Below are 13,423 nucleotides of genomic sequence, written 5' to 3'. Positions count from 1 at the left end.
TCGCCGAAACCTCGCTCAAGAAGACGCGGCCGCCTGGAGCAGCGCGACGACTTCCTCGTCGCTGGTCTGCGAGAAATCCTGGTACCACTGGCCGACCGCTCTGAACTGCTCCGGTTCAACCAGGCAGAGGACGTCGTCCGCCTCGTCGCGCAGCATCTCGGGTGCCCGCACGGCGCACACGGGGGTGGCGAACACCAACCGGCGGGGCTCCGCCCGGCGCAGGGCGCGCAGCGCGGCAGTCGCCGTGACACCGGTGGCGAGCCCGTCGTCCACCAGCAGGACGTCACGGCCGCGAGCCGCGACCGCGACCCGGCCACCGTGATAGCGGTCGAGCCGGCGGCGCGCCTCCGCTCGCTCGGCTTCGCACGTCTGCTCCAGGTCGGCCGGTCTCAGCCCGAGCCTGCGCAGTGTGTCCATGTCGTAGTAGGGCGGCCCGTCCGCCGTCACCGCGCCCACCCCGAACTCCGGGTGGCCGGGCGCGCCGATCTTGCGCGACACGGCCACCCCCAGCGGCGCGCCGAGTTCGCGCGCGACTTCGGCGGCGACCGGCACACCGCCCCTCGCCAGGCCGAGCACCACCGGATCGGGCCAATCGGGCCGGCCGATCGCGCGGGCCAGCTGCCGGCCCGCCATCCGCCGGTCGGCGAACGCGCGATACGTGGCTGAAGACATGACCTCGGCCTGCCCTCCGAAGCCGGGGCGGCAGGCATCGAACACCTCCTACCCGGGGCGTACTCGAGAGCGGGCCGGGCAAACCCGCTCGTCAGGCGAGTGCCGAGATCAGCCCGATCGCCAGCGCCGTCCGTTCCGGGATGTGCCGCGCGAGGATGTGTTCGTCCCGCGCGTGGGCGCCTCCTCCGACGGCGCCGAGCCCGTCGAGCACCGGGCGGCCCAGCGCGGAGACGAAGTTGCCGTCACTCGCCCCTCCCACCGCGGTCTCCTCCAGCTGCCAGCCCTCGTCGGCGGCCACCTTCCGCGCGGTCGCGAACAGCGCCCGTGACGGGTCGTTCGGCGTCATCGGAGGTCGGTTCCACTCCCCTTCGACCGAGATACTCACACGAGGATCGGTGGCTTCCAGACCGGCGAGTACCTTGTCGATCCGGTCCATTTCGGACGGTTCGGCGACGCGGACGTCGACGCCGCAGCTCGCGCCGCCCGCGGTGACGTTACGACCGGTGCCGCCGGAGATGGTGCCGACGTTGACCGTGGTCCCGAGCTCGCGTGAGCCCGCGGACGCCAGCTGTCCGACGATCTCGGCGAGGGCGTGGATCGCGCTCGCACCCGCGTACGGGTCCAGGCCCGCATGAGCCTCGACGCCGGTGGTGGTCACGTCGAACAGGCCCACCCCCTTGCGCGCGGTCTTCAGCTTGCCGTCGAGCGATGCCTCGAAGACGAGGGTGGCCAGCGCGCCTTCACTGGCCGCTTCGATGTACGGCCGTGAGTGGGGGCTGCCGATCTCCTCGTCGCCGTTGAAGAGGAACTTGACCGACGGATGCGAAAGGCCGAGCTCGCGGAGGCCTCGCAGGGCCCAGACCGACTGCACCAGACCGAGTTTCATGTCGAACGCGCCCGGCCCGGTGACGTGGCCGTCCTCGTCGGTGTACGGCCAGCCCGCGAGCGTGCCGGTCGGCCACACCGTGTCGTAGTGACTCAGCAGCAGTACCGTTCCCGGCGCTGTCCCCGCATAGCCCAGTTCCAGCACGTCGCCGCGGACCGTGTCGGTGTGGCGGGCTTCGGTAGCGGGCTCGCCGAGGCGGTCGAAGACCCAGGCCCGGATGGTGTCGATGCCTTTGTCCAGCATCGGCTTGTCGTAGCTGTGCGTCTCCAGTTCGACGATCGTCCGCAGATCGTCGAGCATGGCCGGCAGTGCCTGGCGGGACCATTCCGTGTGTGACAAGAGAATCCTTTCTACCGAACGGGGGCGCCGGGGCCGAGCGGGATGCCGAACACCCAGAACACGGAGAACAGCAACGTCCACACCACCAGCAGGGCGAACGAGAGCGGGACCGTCATCGAGAACAGCGTCCCGATACCCGCCGAACGCCGGTAGCGCTGCAGGAACCCCAGCGCCATCACGAAGTACGGGCTCATCGGGGTGATCGCGTTCGTGCACGAGTCCGCGATGCGGTACAGCGCCTGCGTGGTCTCCGGCGGGATGTCCAGCAGCATCAGCATCGGCACGAACACCGGGCCGATCAGCGCCCACTGGGCGGAGCCGCTGGTGACGATCAGGTTCACCAGGGTCACCACGACGAGGATGCCCAGCATGATGACCGGCCCGGACACGCCGGCGGATTTGAGCAGGCCGGCGCCGTTGATCGCGGTGATCTCACCGATACCGGTCCACTTGAAGTAGGCAAGGAACTGGGAGATGGCGAAGAACAGCACCAGGATCGGCGCCATCTCGCGGAATCCGTGCGCCATGAACCCCGGGATGTCGCGGCTGCTGGTCACCGTCCCGGCGACCTTGCCGTACGCCCAGCCCGCGGCCAGGAAGCCGAGCGCGAGGAAGATCGAGATGGACGTCAGCAACGGTGACTCGATGATGCTTCCGCCCTTGCCACGCAAGGGCGACGACGCGGGCAGGACCGCAAGCACCAGGGCGACCACGAAGACGACCAGCGCGATGAGTGCGGCGAGCAGGCCCCGTCGTTCCTGACGGCTGAGCTGGAGCGAGCCGAGATCGTCCTCCTCCGCGTCGTCGTCGACGGGCATCGCCTCGGCGCGCCGCGCGAGGACCTTCTCGGTCACGAGCGTGATCACGGCGGCCAGCACGATCGACGAGGCGAGCGAGAAGAAGTAGTTGGCCAGCGGGGTGACCGAATAGGCCGGATCGATCGTCTGGGCCGCCGCCGTGGTCAGCCCGGACAGGATGGCGTCGGTCGGCGTGATCAGCGGGCTGGCGTCGTACCCGGCGGAGATGGACACGAACGCGACCACGATGCCGAGGATCGGGCTTCGTCCCACCGCGCGGAAAGCCAACGCCCCCAAGGGGATCAGCACCACATAGGCCGCGTCCGACGCGACGTGGGACACCATGCCGGTGAACGCCAGCGCGAAGGTCACCCATCGCGGCGAGACCTTCGAAACACCGGACCGCAGCACGGCCGCGAGCAGACCGGAGCGCTCGGCGACCGCCACGCCGAGCATCACCACGAGGATCGTGCCCAGCGGCGGGAACGACGTGTAGCTCTTGACCGCGTCGGTCACCATCATCCGCACGCCGTCGGCGGACAACAGGTTCTTCGCCTCGACGGTCTTGCCCGTTGCCGGGTTCACCGCCGACACGTCGGCCGCGCTGAGTCCCCAGCTGGCCAGTGCCAGCACTCCGCTCAGGATGACGAAGAGCCAGAACGGGTGCGGCAGCTTGTTGCCGAGCCGCTCGACTCCGTCGAGCGCGCGCAGCAGGAGGTTCATCGGACGTGAGGTCGTTCTGGCCTGGCTGGAACTCACCGGCGCGGCTCCTTCCTGATCGGAGGCCCATTACAAACTCAAGCGACCGAATAGTGCAACCCTGAACTCGATTCCGCATGGATCAGTCATGTGGGAGAATCAGATGACTGATATATTCATCAAATGCTGACCGAACCCGAGCTGGACCTGATCGCGGCGCTCCAGATCGCCCCGCGTGCCTCGGTCGCCACGCTCGCCGAGGCGCTCGACGTCTCCGCCAGCACGGTGGGACGACGGCTACTTCGGCTGGAGGAACAGCGGATCCTCAAGGTGATCGGCCAGGTCGAGTGGACGGCGAGGGCGCGCGGGAACCCGCGCCATGTCTGGGTCACGACCGAACCGGGCGCGTCCGGCTCGGCGGCGAAGGCGCTCGCGCGGTTTCCCGAGGTCCAGCTCGCGGCGGAGACAGCGGGCCGGTCGGACGTCTACCTGGCCGTGCACGTTCCGGACCGGGCCGAGGCACGCGAGCTGCTCGCTGAGCGCATCCCCGGCGTACCGGGTGTGGCTGGGACCCATTCGGAGCTGGTGCTGCGGGCGTTGACCAGGGCCGACTCGTGGCGGCTGCACCGGCTGAGCGAAGATCAGCAGAAGATCTTGTCCCGCGATCAGGTGGTACCGGACGGATTCGACGCCGACGAGGTGGGCGCCGACGAGCGGCGGCTCATCGGGCTGCTGGCCGGGAACGGGCGGATCACCGCGGCCGAAGCGGGCCGGAGCCTCGGCCTCAGCCAGTCCACCGCCTACCGGCTGATCCAGTCGACGTTGCGGCGCGGCATCGTCCGGCCACGCGTCGAGGTGGAACCAGCGCAGCTCGGCTACGAACTGGAGGCGGTCATCGCGCTGACCATCACCCCGGGCGCCATCCAGGCCGTGGCCGGGGAACTGGCGCGGCATCCGTCGGCGCGGTACGTGTCGATCGTCGCCGGCACCGCTTCGGTCATCCACCAGGGCGTGTTCCGGAACGAGGACGAGATGGCCGACTTCCTCACCAGGGACCTCGCCCCCTTGCCCGGGATCACCGCACTGCAGGTCTCCGTGGTGTTGCGCATGCTGCGCCGGTACTGGTTGTACCGGGAAGACGGGAGATTCGCCGTCATCGACGAGCCGTCGTGACCGACGGCGACGACGCCAGGGGAACCAGCAGACGCGGCGCTCCGGTGCCGTCGGCGGGCACGGACCAGATGTCGCTCTCCTTGCCGTCCGCGCGCGGCAGGCCGTAGGCGATCGTGTCGTTATCGAGCCAGACCACCTGATCGTCGATGCTGCGCGCCTCCGCGAGCGGCGTTTCCCGCATCGTGGTCAGGTCCAGCACATGCTCCCGCCATGGCCGGACGTCGCCGTCGGACACGCGTTTCTTGAACGCGAGTTTCGTGCCGTCCGGTGACAACGACGGGCATTCCGCGTTCTCCCGCAGGGTGCGCGCCTTCCACGCCTCGTTGTCGCCTTCCACGAGATAGGTCCGCCCGCCGGTGGAGACCGTGGCGAAGAACGTCCGCTCGTCGGTGGCGAACGTGACGCCCCAGTAGTTGACGTCCTCTCCCCGGTGGACCGCGTCCCCGATCCTCAGCGGGATACCCTCGATATTGCTCGAAAGCTCGTTCCGTTCGCGGTCCATGATGGCCGTGCGCGTCGAGAACGTGCCGGGTGTCGAGTACGAGTCACCGGTGACGAAGGTGGTCCAGCTCCCCATCCGGCCGCCGGGTGAGAGTTTCGCGCGGTTGGGGATGCCGGGGACGTCGACGCGTTTGACCTCGCCGAGCGCGGAGTCGACGAATTTGGCGACCGCGCCCGGGAGTGGTGTGGGTTCCTTCGCGAGACACAGCCCGCCGTCCACCGCGGTGTAGAACCGTTCGCAGCCGAGCGAACTGATCCGCCGCGGACCACCGGGTTCGAAGACGGGGACCGACGCGACGTTGCCGTACCCCGGACCCGGCGCACCGTTGCGGAACAACAACCTCCCCGGCTCCCCCAGCACGACCGGCCCCGAGGAATCCACCGCGACCGCCGCGTCGGCCGTCCGCCGCTCGGGGCTGTTCGCCTTGGCCTGCACCACGTACACCACCGAGGCGGCGGCGAGCGCCGCGACACCCGCCAGCGCCACGACGAACTTCACCGGAAGCTTCACTCCGTCCCCTTTCCTCGTCACCGGCAGGTGTACGGGCCCGCTTTGTCGAGCAGTTCCCCGTTGGTGCCGATGATCTCCCAGGAATAGGTCTTTCCCTTGAGCACCAGCTTCATCACGCCGTGCTTGCCCAGGATCTTCTCGACGCCTTCACGTGCCTTGTAATCGAGATACAGGCTGTCGCCGCCGATGCCGGCGATGACCGAACGCACGCCGTTCGCCTCGTCGACATGCCCGTTGACGTCCAGCGGCTTCGTCCGCTCGTAATGGTGATCGTGCCCGGCGAACACGACGTCCGCCTTGGCCCTGGCCAGCTCGTTCCACAACGGCGCGATGCTCTTCGCGTCGCCGGAATTCCCGGAGTTGAAACGCGGATGGTGCCAGTACCCGGCGATACAGGACTTCTTCGTTTTCGCCAGATCCTTGCGCAGCCACGCCACCTGCTCGGCGCCGCCGCCGTTGTACACCGGGTCCGAATCGAGCGCGACGAAATGGAAGGCGCCGACGTCGAAGCTGTAGTACGGCTTCCCCTTCGGTGTCGCGATCTTCCCGAAGTACTGTTTGTAACCCGCCAGCTCGTTGTTCCACTCGTGGTTGCCCGGCGTGGGTTTGGTGATCTTCTTGAACCTGCCCCAGGTCTTGTCGTAGTAGGTCCGGAACTCCTCGATGGTGCCGTCGACGTACTGGTTGTCGCCGACCGTCAGCACGTACCGGGGGTTGATCTTGCGCACCAGCTCCGCCGTCCGCTGGTGCTCGGACGGCAGCTCGGCCTTGGCGATGTCGCCGGCGAGCGCGATGACGATGCCGTCGGACGCCGTCGGCCGGGTGGACGCCTTCACCGGCGCGGTCGATCCGGACAGGTTCCCCGCCGCGTCCCGCGCCCGCACCGCGTACTGGAAGTCGAAACCCGACGCCAGGGACGTGTCGGTGTAGGAAGTCGTCGTGGACCGGCCGATGACGTTGCCGTTGCGCAGGACCTCGTACTCCGTCACCCCCACGTCGTCGGTCGACGCGGTCCAGCCGAGCGTGATGCTCTCGGTGGTGGACGACGCCTGCCGGAGCCCGGTCGGCACCGACGGCGGCTGGATGTCGCCGTCACCGGTCCGGACGCCGTAGACCTCCAGCTCCCACAGCGAGTACCCGTACACGGTCGCGCGTGCCGTGCCGAAGATCCGGACGTGCCTGGCGGAGGTGTTCAGCCCGGTGAACTCGTCGAGGCCGCCGTCGCTGCCCACCACGGTCTTCACGTCCCGCCAGTTCTGGCCGTCGTCCGACGCTTGGACCTGATAGTCCTTCGCGTGGGCGGATTCCCAGAAGACCTTGATCCGGCTGATGTCCGCCGGACCGCCGAGATCGACCGCGATCCACTGTGGATCGCCCTCCAGGCTTGCCCAGCGGGTGGTCGAATCGCCGTCGACGGCGAGCGCGCCGTTGAAACCCTCGCTCTCCACGGTCGAGGTCGTCGTCCGCTTGCCGACCGACAGCAGGGATTCCGCCGTGGCATCGGAAGCCGTCACGGGCTGCGCGAGCAGGACGATCGCCGCGATCGCGGCGGTGCCCGGCTTCACCAATCGATTCACCTGTACTCCTGGCTGGACCTACGTCGTGTTCATGTTGAGGGGCAAGCAATGTGTCTTGTCTTGACCAACGGCTACCGATGAGTGAGTCGGCGGCCGGTCAGTAGTGTCCGTTTTGGACACTTTGCGCGGGGGTCGTGAGTGGTAATGAGCGTTTTCTTTGAGCCGAAGGTCAAACGTGTCTTGTCGGGCGGGGCGTCCTGAAGGCCACCTTGGGGACGTTGGATGTCTCAACGGTGACCTTCAGGACATCGCTTCTGTCCAGGACCACACGGCGGCGGCTGTGTCGCGAAAGCCACTTTCGGGACATCAGGCGTCGCGAAAGTGGCTTTCGCGACATGCCTCGGATATCACGCCACCTTGCCTTACCTCCCCATGACCCGAACGCCACTCACAACCGGGTCCGGTGCCGCGTACGGCACCGGACCCCGGCCGTCAGCGACAGGTGTACGGACCCGCCTTGTCGAGCACATTCCCGTTGGTGTCGTGGATTTCCCAGGAGTAGGACTTCCCGTTCAGCATCAGCTTCATCACCCCGTGCTTGGCGAGGATCTTCTCCACCCCTTCACGAGCCTTGTAGTCCGTGTAGAGGTAGTCGCCACCGATGCCGGCGATGACCGACCGCACCCCATTGGCCTCGTCGATGTGACCGTTGACGTCCAGCGGCTTCGTCCGCTCGTAATGGTGGTCGTGACCGGTGATCACCATGTCCGCCTTCGCCCTGGCCATCTCGTTCCACAGCGGCGCCATCTGCTTCTTGTCCCCGGAGTTCCCCGAGTTGAAGCGCGGGTGGTGCCAATACCCGATGACGCAGGACTTCGTGTTCTTCGCCAGGTCGTTGCGCAGCCAGGTCACCTGGTCGGAACCACCGCCGGTGTAGATCGGGTTCGAGTCCATCGCGACGAAGTGGAAGTCACCGATGTCGTAGCTGTAGTACGGCAAACCCTGCGGATACGCGATCGCGCCGAAGTACTCCTTGTAGCCCCGGAGCTGGTCGTCCCATTCGTGGTTGCCCGTCGTGGGTTTGGTGATGCTCTTGAACTTGCCCCACGTCTTGTCGTAGTGGGAGCGGTATTCGGAGATGGTGCCCTTGTGGTACTGGTTGTCGCCCACGGTCAGCACGTACTTCGGGTTGATCCTGGCGACCTGGTTCGCGGTCCCTTGGTGCGTGGAGAAGAGCTCCGGGTTGGCGATGTCACCCGCGAGTGCGAGGGTGACGGGGCCGGTGCCGCCGGGCTGGGTCGCCGCCCTGACCACCGGGCTCGCCGCGGAGACGTTGCCCGCCGCGTCCCGAGCTCGCACGGAGTAGCCGAACTCCACTCCGGACGCCAGGCCGCTGTCGGTGTAAGTGGTCGTCGCCGTGGTCCCGACGACGTTGCCGTCGCGGAGCACCTCGTACTCGGTGACCCCGACGTTGTCGGTGGACGCGGTCCAGCCGAGGGTGACGCTGTCCGTCGTGGTGGCTTTCGCGGCGAGACCCGTGGGCGCCGTCGGCGCTTGCGTGTCCCCGCCGCCGACGCGGTCGCCGTAGATCTCCAGCTCCCACAACGAGTAGCCGTAGCCCGTGCCGCGAGCCGTGCCGTGGATCCGGATGTGGCGCGCGGTGGCGTTGAGGCCGAGGTGCTCGTCGATAGCGCCGTCGCCGCCGACGACGGACTTGATGTCGGTCCACGTCCTGCCGTCGGCCGAGCCCTGGATCTTGTAGGTCTTGGCGTAGGCGACTTCCCAGTTCAGTTTGACCTTGGTGACGGTCGAGGTGGCGCCGAGGTCGACGGCGATCCACTGCGGATCGACCATCTCCTCGCTCGCCCACCGGGTCGTGGTGTTGCCGTCGACGGCGTTGGCGCCGCCGAACTCGGCGCCCTCGACCGACGAGGTCGTCGTCGGCTTACCCGCGGACAGCAGTGCTTCCGCTTGGGCCGCGGTCCCCGAAGAGATCAAGGTCTGCCCCAGCAGGGCCAGCGTCGCCACCGCGACACCGGCCAGGGGTGTTCTCCGTTTCATGCGAACTCCTCGACGTTGCGGAGTCGGCGAGTACCGGCGGTGGGCGGCGAGGTCGGCCGGAGTCGCTTTAGTTAAGTAAGTTTCCTAACGATCCGCAGTGTAAAAGGTTCTTAAACTCACAGTCAACGGGTGAACGCGTCGTGACCGGCACCATTTGATGGCAGGGTCACGGCCATGGTGACGCTGGATCGGCTCGTGAACGTCCTGGGTGGATACGGGGCGCGGCTGTGGTGCTGCCCGGTGTCGCGCGAGGTGGCCTTGCGCGACGTGGTGATGCACGACGCCGCGGACCCCCGCGAACTGCGCGGCGACGTCTTCCTCGCCGTCGGGACGGACTCGATCGCGACGGCCGTCGACCTCGCCGTCGCGGCACACGCCTCGGTCGTCCTGGTCCGCGGATCGGCGCCGGACGAGCGCGCCGAGAGCGACGCCGTCGCCGTGCTGCTGGTGGACCCGGACGTGTCCTGGGGTCAGCTCGCCGGCGTCGTCTACGGGCTCGTGCTGGAAGGCCGCGAGACCGAGTCGGGCCGTGGGCCGACCGATCTGTTCGCGCTCGCCGACAGCCTGGCGGACGCGCTCGGCAGCGCGGTGACCATCGAGGACCGGCTCTCGCGGGTCCTTGCCTACTCCAGCCGTCAGCACCTGGCCGACCGGGCGCGGCTGGAGACGATCCTCGGCAGGCGCGTCCCGGAACCGGTCCGCGAGCTGTTCGAACGGCGGGGCGTTTTCGCGCATCTCGCGGAATCCGACGAGCCCCTGTTCGTCGACGCCGATCCCGAGCACGGGCTGACCGGGCGCATGGTGGTCGCCGTCCGCGCGGGCCGGGAGCTGCTGGGCTCGATCTGGGTGGAATGCGACCGGCCGCTGACCGACGCCCGGCGAGCGGTCCTGCGGGACAGTTCGCGCACGGTCGGCCTGCATCTCCTGCGCTCCCGGGCGAGCGCGGACCTGGAGCGGCAGGTCGAATCCGATCTCGTGATCCGGCTGGTGGAGGGAACGCCCGACGCGGCCGCCGTGCTCAGCAGGCTCGGCCTGCCTCCCGGCCGGTTCCGGGTGATCGCGCTCCAGGCCCATATCGGCGACGAGCGCCACGCCGCGCTCCTGCTCGCGTTCGAGCGGGCGACGACCGGTTTCGGCTGGTCACGGCCGGGCCGCAGCACGCTGTTCAGCAACACCGTCTACACGGTCCTGCCGGGGGACGACGTCGAGGCGGCCAGGGCATGGGTGCGTTCGATCCGCGAGGCGCTGCCCAGGCAGGTGACGATGCTGGCCGGGATCGGCGCGGGTGCCACGTCGGCGGAACTGCCCGCCAGCAGGCTGGAAGCCGACGAATGCCTCGCGTTGCACGCCGTGCGGCCGGGCACGGAATCCGCGATCGCCTACGACGAGGCCTGGGACGACATCCTCGTGCAACGGCTGCGGGCCGCCGCGGCGTCCGGCAGGGCACCGGCGCGCGGGCCGATCACCGAGTTGCGACGGCACGACAGCGCCAACGCCACCAGCTACGTCGCGACGCTGCGCGCCTGGCTCGAAGCGCAGGGGGATCTCGCCGAGGCCGCCGAGCGGCTGGAAGTGCACCCCAACACGATCCGCTACCGGCTCCGCAAGATGGCGGAGGTGACCGAACTCCGCCTCGATCAGCCCGCGAAACGGCTAGCGATGATCATCGAACTGGCCGTGTCCGAACCGGCCCCTTGACCGTTCCGGCCAAACCGGCCCGCCCGGATTGTCGGAACCGGACAATCTCCGCCGCCCGGATCCGAGCCATCCTGACCGCGACAGCACCACTCGTGCAGCGGAGGAACACATGGGCGAGCTCGACCGGATCGACGGCGGCCCGCGTTCGGCGATCGTGATCGGAGCCGGCGTGGTCGGCCTGTCGACCGCGTGGTTCCTGCAGGAACGCGGCGTCGGAGTCACCGTGCTCGATCGCGAAGGCATCGCGGCGGGCGCGTCGTGGGGCAATGCCGGCTGGCTCTCCCCCGGCCTCGCGATCCCGCTCAACGAACCCGGCGTCCTGCGCTACGGACTGCGGACCCTGCTGGACCGGCAGGCCCCGCTGCACGTCCCGCCGTCCCCCGATCCGCGGCTGTGGTCGTTCCTCGCCCGCTTCGCCGCGAACTGCACCGGACGCTCGTGGACCCGCGCCGTCGAGGCGAACTCGCCGCTGAACGACGAGTGCCTGGAGGCCTTCGACGTCCTCACTGCGAACGGGGTGGACGCGCCGACCATCGAAGCACCGATCACCGCGGCGTTCGAGACCGCGGATCAGGCGGCGGGGCTGATCACCGAACTGCGGCACATCGGTGAGAGCGGGCAGGACATCTCCTGGACACGGCTCACCGCGGCCGAGCTCGCCGAGCGGTTTCCTCAAGCCACGTCGCGGCTCGGTGCCGCCGTCCGGATCGACGGGCAGCGCTACGTGGACCCGGGCCGGTTCGTCGAGTCGCTGGCGCGTGCGGTGGTCGGCCGGGGCGGCACCATCCGCCACAAATTCGAGGTCGCTTCGCTGCGCGCGTACCGCCACGCGCTGAGCGTGCGCTCGACGACGGGCCAGACGGTGAACGCCAACGCGGTCGTGCTGGCGACCGGGGCCTGGCTCGGTGATCTGGGCCGGAAGTGGGGAGCCAAGGTCCCTGTCCGCGCTGGACGCGGCTACTCCTTCACCGTGCCGACCGACCGCCCGGTGCCGGGCCCGCTGTACCTGCCGGACATCCGCGTGGCGTGCACGCCGTACCGGGGCGGTCTCCGGGTGGCCGGGACGATGGAATTCCGGAAGCCGGACGCACCACTGGATCCGGCCCGGATCGCCTCGATCATCGCGTCGGCGCGGCCCTTCCTCACCGGACTGGACTGGGAGCGGCGCACCGACGAGTGGGTCGGCTCTCGCCCGGTCACCACCGACGGGCGGCACGTGATCGGCGCGACGAGCACCCCCGGGCTCTACGTGGCGGGCGGGCACGGGATGTGGGGACTGACCCACGGTCCGATCACCGGACGGCTACTTGCCGAGCACATCACCACCGGCAAGCAGCCGGAGGCCCTGCGTCCCTTCGACCCCCTTCGCTGATGGCACAGGACAACGGAACCCCAGCCGACGAACAGTCCGAAGTGGACCGGCTCCGCGCCGAGAACGCGCTGCTGCGCGCGGAGAAGGACCTGCTGCTGAAGGCCGCGATCGGATTCGCCACCGACGCGGGCGCCTTCCAGCGGCGGTCTCGTGAACCCGAGACCCGCTGACCGAAGCGGGACTCATCGAAGGTCTGTGGGGGCTGGGTCCTTTCCGCGCCCGGCCCCCACAGACGTACCCACCGAAAGGCGATCATCACCATGTCAGGCCCTTGGCTGACCAAGGAAGCGCACGAGCGGCTGGTGCGCGAGCTCGCGACGTTGCGACGCCCCGGCACCGACGACCGGTACGGCGACGACGAATTCGCGCACAAGACCCACCGGCAGGCACGGATCCGGCAGATCGAGGACATGCTGCGCGGCGCCGTCGTCGGACAGGATCCTCCCGACGACGGGATCGCCGAGCCCGGCATGGTGCTCACCATCCGGTACGACGACGGCGACACCGAGACCTTCCTTCTCGGCACGCGGGACGAGGCAGGCCACGGCGAACTCGAGGTCTACTCCCCCGATTCGCCGCTCGGCCGCGCGCTACACGGCGCGCAACCCGGCGAGAGGCGGGAGTACCGCGTACCCAGCGGCGGGGCCGTGCGCGTCACGCTTCTCGACGCCAAGCCTTACGGGCGCCATCGGGAAACCGCGCACTGACGCTCGCCCTCGCTTCCGTAGATTGTCCTGTGTGGACCAAGATGAGTACCGCCGCCGGCTTCGCGACGTCCTCGACACGCGTACCGAGGACGTCGCCACGCGGCTGAGGACGATCGTCGAGGCGATCGGTGACAGTGTCGAGAGCTTGGAGATCGAGGTCTTCCCCGACCAGGACGGCGAGGGCACCTTCGACGTCTGGGCCCGGTTCGACGGCCCGGATTCCTACGTCCTCAACAAGCCGATCGACGATCACCGCCACTTGTTCGGCGTCGTCCATCACGAAACCGGCTGGGAGCCCGACGTGCCGCCGCTCCCGCGCGGGAGCTCGGCGGACGTCATCGTGGACACGGTCGCCGAATGGGTCGACTCGGTCTGGACCCGGACGTTCGACCGGCCGCCGGCGATTCCGGTGGCGGTGTCGTCCCCGGACGGCTACGGCGAGGCCTCCCGGATACCGTTCGTCGTGGAGCCCGGCTTCGAACTGAGCTGA

Annotated in this window: 12 protein-coding genes; 6 read left to right on the top strand and 6 right to left on the bottom strand. The window is 68.8% G+C overall.

What is annotated here, in order from left to right; all coding sequences use genetic code 11:
* Positions 1-15: 15 nt before the first annotated feature.
* From NQK81_RS00815 to NQK81_RS00805, 3 genes are all read right to left on the bottom strand, one after another.
* Positions 16-672: a phosphoribosyltransferase gene (locus NQK81_RS00815; RefSeq protein WP_257486560.1), complete on the bottom strand. Its 657-nt coding sequence runs from the start codon at positions 670-672 to the stop codon at positions 16-18.
* A 91-nt stretch (positions 673-763) separates the two neighbouring features.
* On the bottom strand, positions 764-1,858 hold the full coding sequence (locus NQK81_RS00810) for a M20 family metallopeptidase (protein WP_257489973.1): 1,095 nt from the start codon (positions 1,856-1,858) through the stop codon (positions 764-766).
* Between the two features lie 50 nt (positions 1,859-1,908).
* Positions 1,909-3,417, bottom strand: coding sequence for an AbgT family transporter (locus NQK81_RS00805; RefSeq protein ID WP_257489972.1), 1,509 nt, complete (start codon positions 3,415-3,417; stop codon positions 1,909-1,911).
* Between the two features lie 159 nt (positions 3,418-3,576).
* Between NQK81_RS00805 and NQK81_RS00800 the strand changes: the two genes are divergently transcribed.
* Positions 3,577-4,566, top strand: a complete 990-nt coding sequence (locus NQK81_RS00800) for an Lrp/AsnC family transcriptional regulator (RefSeq protein WP_257486559.1) — start codon at positions 3,577-3,579, stop codon at positions 4,564-4,566.
* Here NQK81_RS00800 and NQK81_RS00795 read toward each other — a convergent pair.
* The 3 genes from NQK81_RS00795 to NQK81_RS00785 form a co-directional block, all read right to left on the bottom strand.
* The gene (locus NQK81_RS00795) at positions 4,547-5,578 is read right to left on the bottom strand and encodes a TolB family protein (RefSeq protein WP_257486558.1); all 1,032 of its coding nucleotides are present in this window, start codon (positions 5,576-5,578) and stop codon (positions 4,547-4,549) included. The two genes, NQK81_RS00800 and NQK81_RS00795, sit on opposite strands and share 20 nt — an antisense overlap.
* Positions 5,579-5,595: 17 nt before the next feature.
* Positions 5,596-7,155: a discoidin domain-containing protein gene (locus tag NQK81_RS00790; protein ID WP_257486557.1), complete on the bottom strand. Its 1,560-nt coding sequence runs from the start codon at positions 7,153-7,155 to the stop codon at positions 5,596-5,598.
* Positions 7,156-7,587: 432 nt separating this feature from the next.
* A complete protein-coding gene (locus NQK81_RS00785) occupies positions 7,588-9,156 on the bottom strand; it encodes a discoidin domain-containing protein (protein ID WP_257486556.1) in 1,569 nt (522 codons plus the stop codon).
* A 174-nt stretch (positions 9,157-9,330) separates the two neighbouring features.
* On the opposite strand from NQK81_RS00785, the gene NQK81_RS00780 reads away from it, so the two are divergent.
* The 5 genes from NQK81_RS00780 to NQK81_RS00760 all read left to right on the top strand — a co-directional run bounded on the left by NQK81_RS00780 (position 9,331) and on the right by NQK81_RS00760 (position 13,423).
* The gene (locus NQK81_RS00780; RefSeq protein WP_257486555.1) at positions 9,331-10,854 is read left to right on the top strand and encodes a PucR family transcriptional regulator; all 1,524 of its coding nucleotides are present in this window, start codon (positions 9,331-9,333) and stop codon (positions 10,852-10,854) included.
* Between the two features lie 109 nt (positions 10,855-10,963).
* Complete coding sequence (locus tag NQK81_RS00775) at positions 10,964-12,226, top strand: NAD(P)/FAD-dependent oxidoreductase (protein ID WP_257486554.1); 1,263 nt, start codon at positions 10,964-10,966, stop codon at positions 12,224-12,226.
* Positions 12,226-12,396 (top strand): hypothetical protein, encoded by a 171-nt coding sequence (locus NQK81_RS00770; RefSeq protein WP_170064556.1) that lies wholly within the window; start codon positions 12,226-12,228, stop codon positions 12,394-12,396. The genes NQK81_RS00775 and NQK81_RS00770 overlap by 1 nt, the downstream gene beginning before the upstream one ends.
* A gap of 90 nt (positions 12,397-12,486) precedes the next feature.
* On the top strand, positions 12,487-12,933 hold the full coding sequence (locus NQK81_RS00765) for a GreA/GreB family elongation factor (protein ID WP_257486553.1): 447 nt from the start codon (positions 12,487-12,489) through the stop codon (positions 12,931-12,933).
* Positions 12,934-12,964: 31 nt separating this feature from the next.
* Positions 12,965-13,423 (top strand): DUF6389 family protein, encoded by a 459-nt coding sequence (locus tag NQK81_RS00760; RefSeq protein ID WP_257486552.1) that lies wholly within the window; start codon positions 12,965-12,967, stop codon positions 13,421-13,423.

This window comes from Amycolatopsis roodepoortensis, from assembly GCF_024628825.1.
Lineage (GTDB): Bacteria > Actinomycetota > Actinomycetes > Mycobacteriales > Pseudonocardiaceae > Amycolatopsis > Amycolatopsis roodepoortensis.
The sequence above is the reverse complement of the archived record's forward strand: the minus strand, read 5'-3'. Positions and strand labels throughout refer to the sequence as shown.

Coding starts and splice junctions, on each gene's coding strand:
- NQK81_RS00785 (WP_257486556.1), bottom strand. CDS start 9,156: ATGAAACGGAGAACACCCCTGGCCGGTGTCGCGGTGGCGACGCTGGCC.
- NQK81_RS00770 (WP_170064556.1), top strand. CDS start 12,226: ATGGCACAGGACAACGGAACCCCAGCCGACGAACAGTCCGAAGTGGAC.
- NQK81_RS00780 (WP_257486555.1), top strand. CDS start 9,331: ATGGTGACGCTGGATCGGCTCGTGAACGTCCTGGGTGGATACGGGGCG.
- NQK81_RS00810 (WP_257489973.1), bottom strand. CDS start 1,858: ATGCTCGACGATCTGCGGACGATCGTCGAACTGGAGACGCACAGCTAC.
- NQK81_RS00775 (WP_257486554.1), top strand. CDS start 10,964: ATGGGCGAGCTCGACCGGATCGACGGCGGCCCGCGTTCGGCGATCGTG.
- NQK81_RS00800 (WP_257486559.1), top strand. CDS start 3,577: ATGCTGACCGAACCCGAGCTGGACCTGATCGCGGCGCTCCAGATCGCC.
- NQK81_RS00765 (WP_257486553.1), top strand. CDS start 12,487: ATGTCAGGCCCTTGGCTGACCAAGGAAGCGCACGAGCGGCTGGTGCGC.
- NQK81_RS00815 (WP_257486560.1), bottom strand. CDS start 672: ATGTCTTCAGCCACGTATCGCGCGTTCGCCGACCGGCGGATGGCGGGC.
- NQK81_RS00805 (WP_257489972.1), bottom strand. CDS start 3,417: ATGAACCTCCTGCTGCGCGCGCTCGACGGAGTCGAGCGGCTCGGCAAC.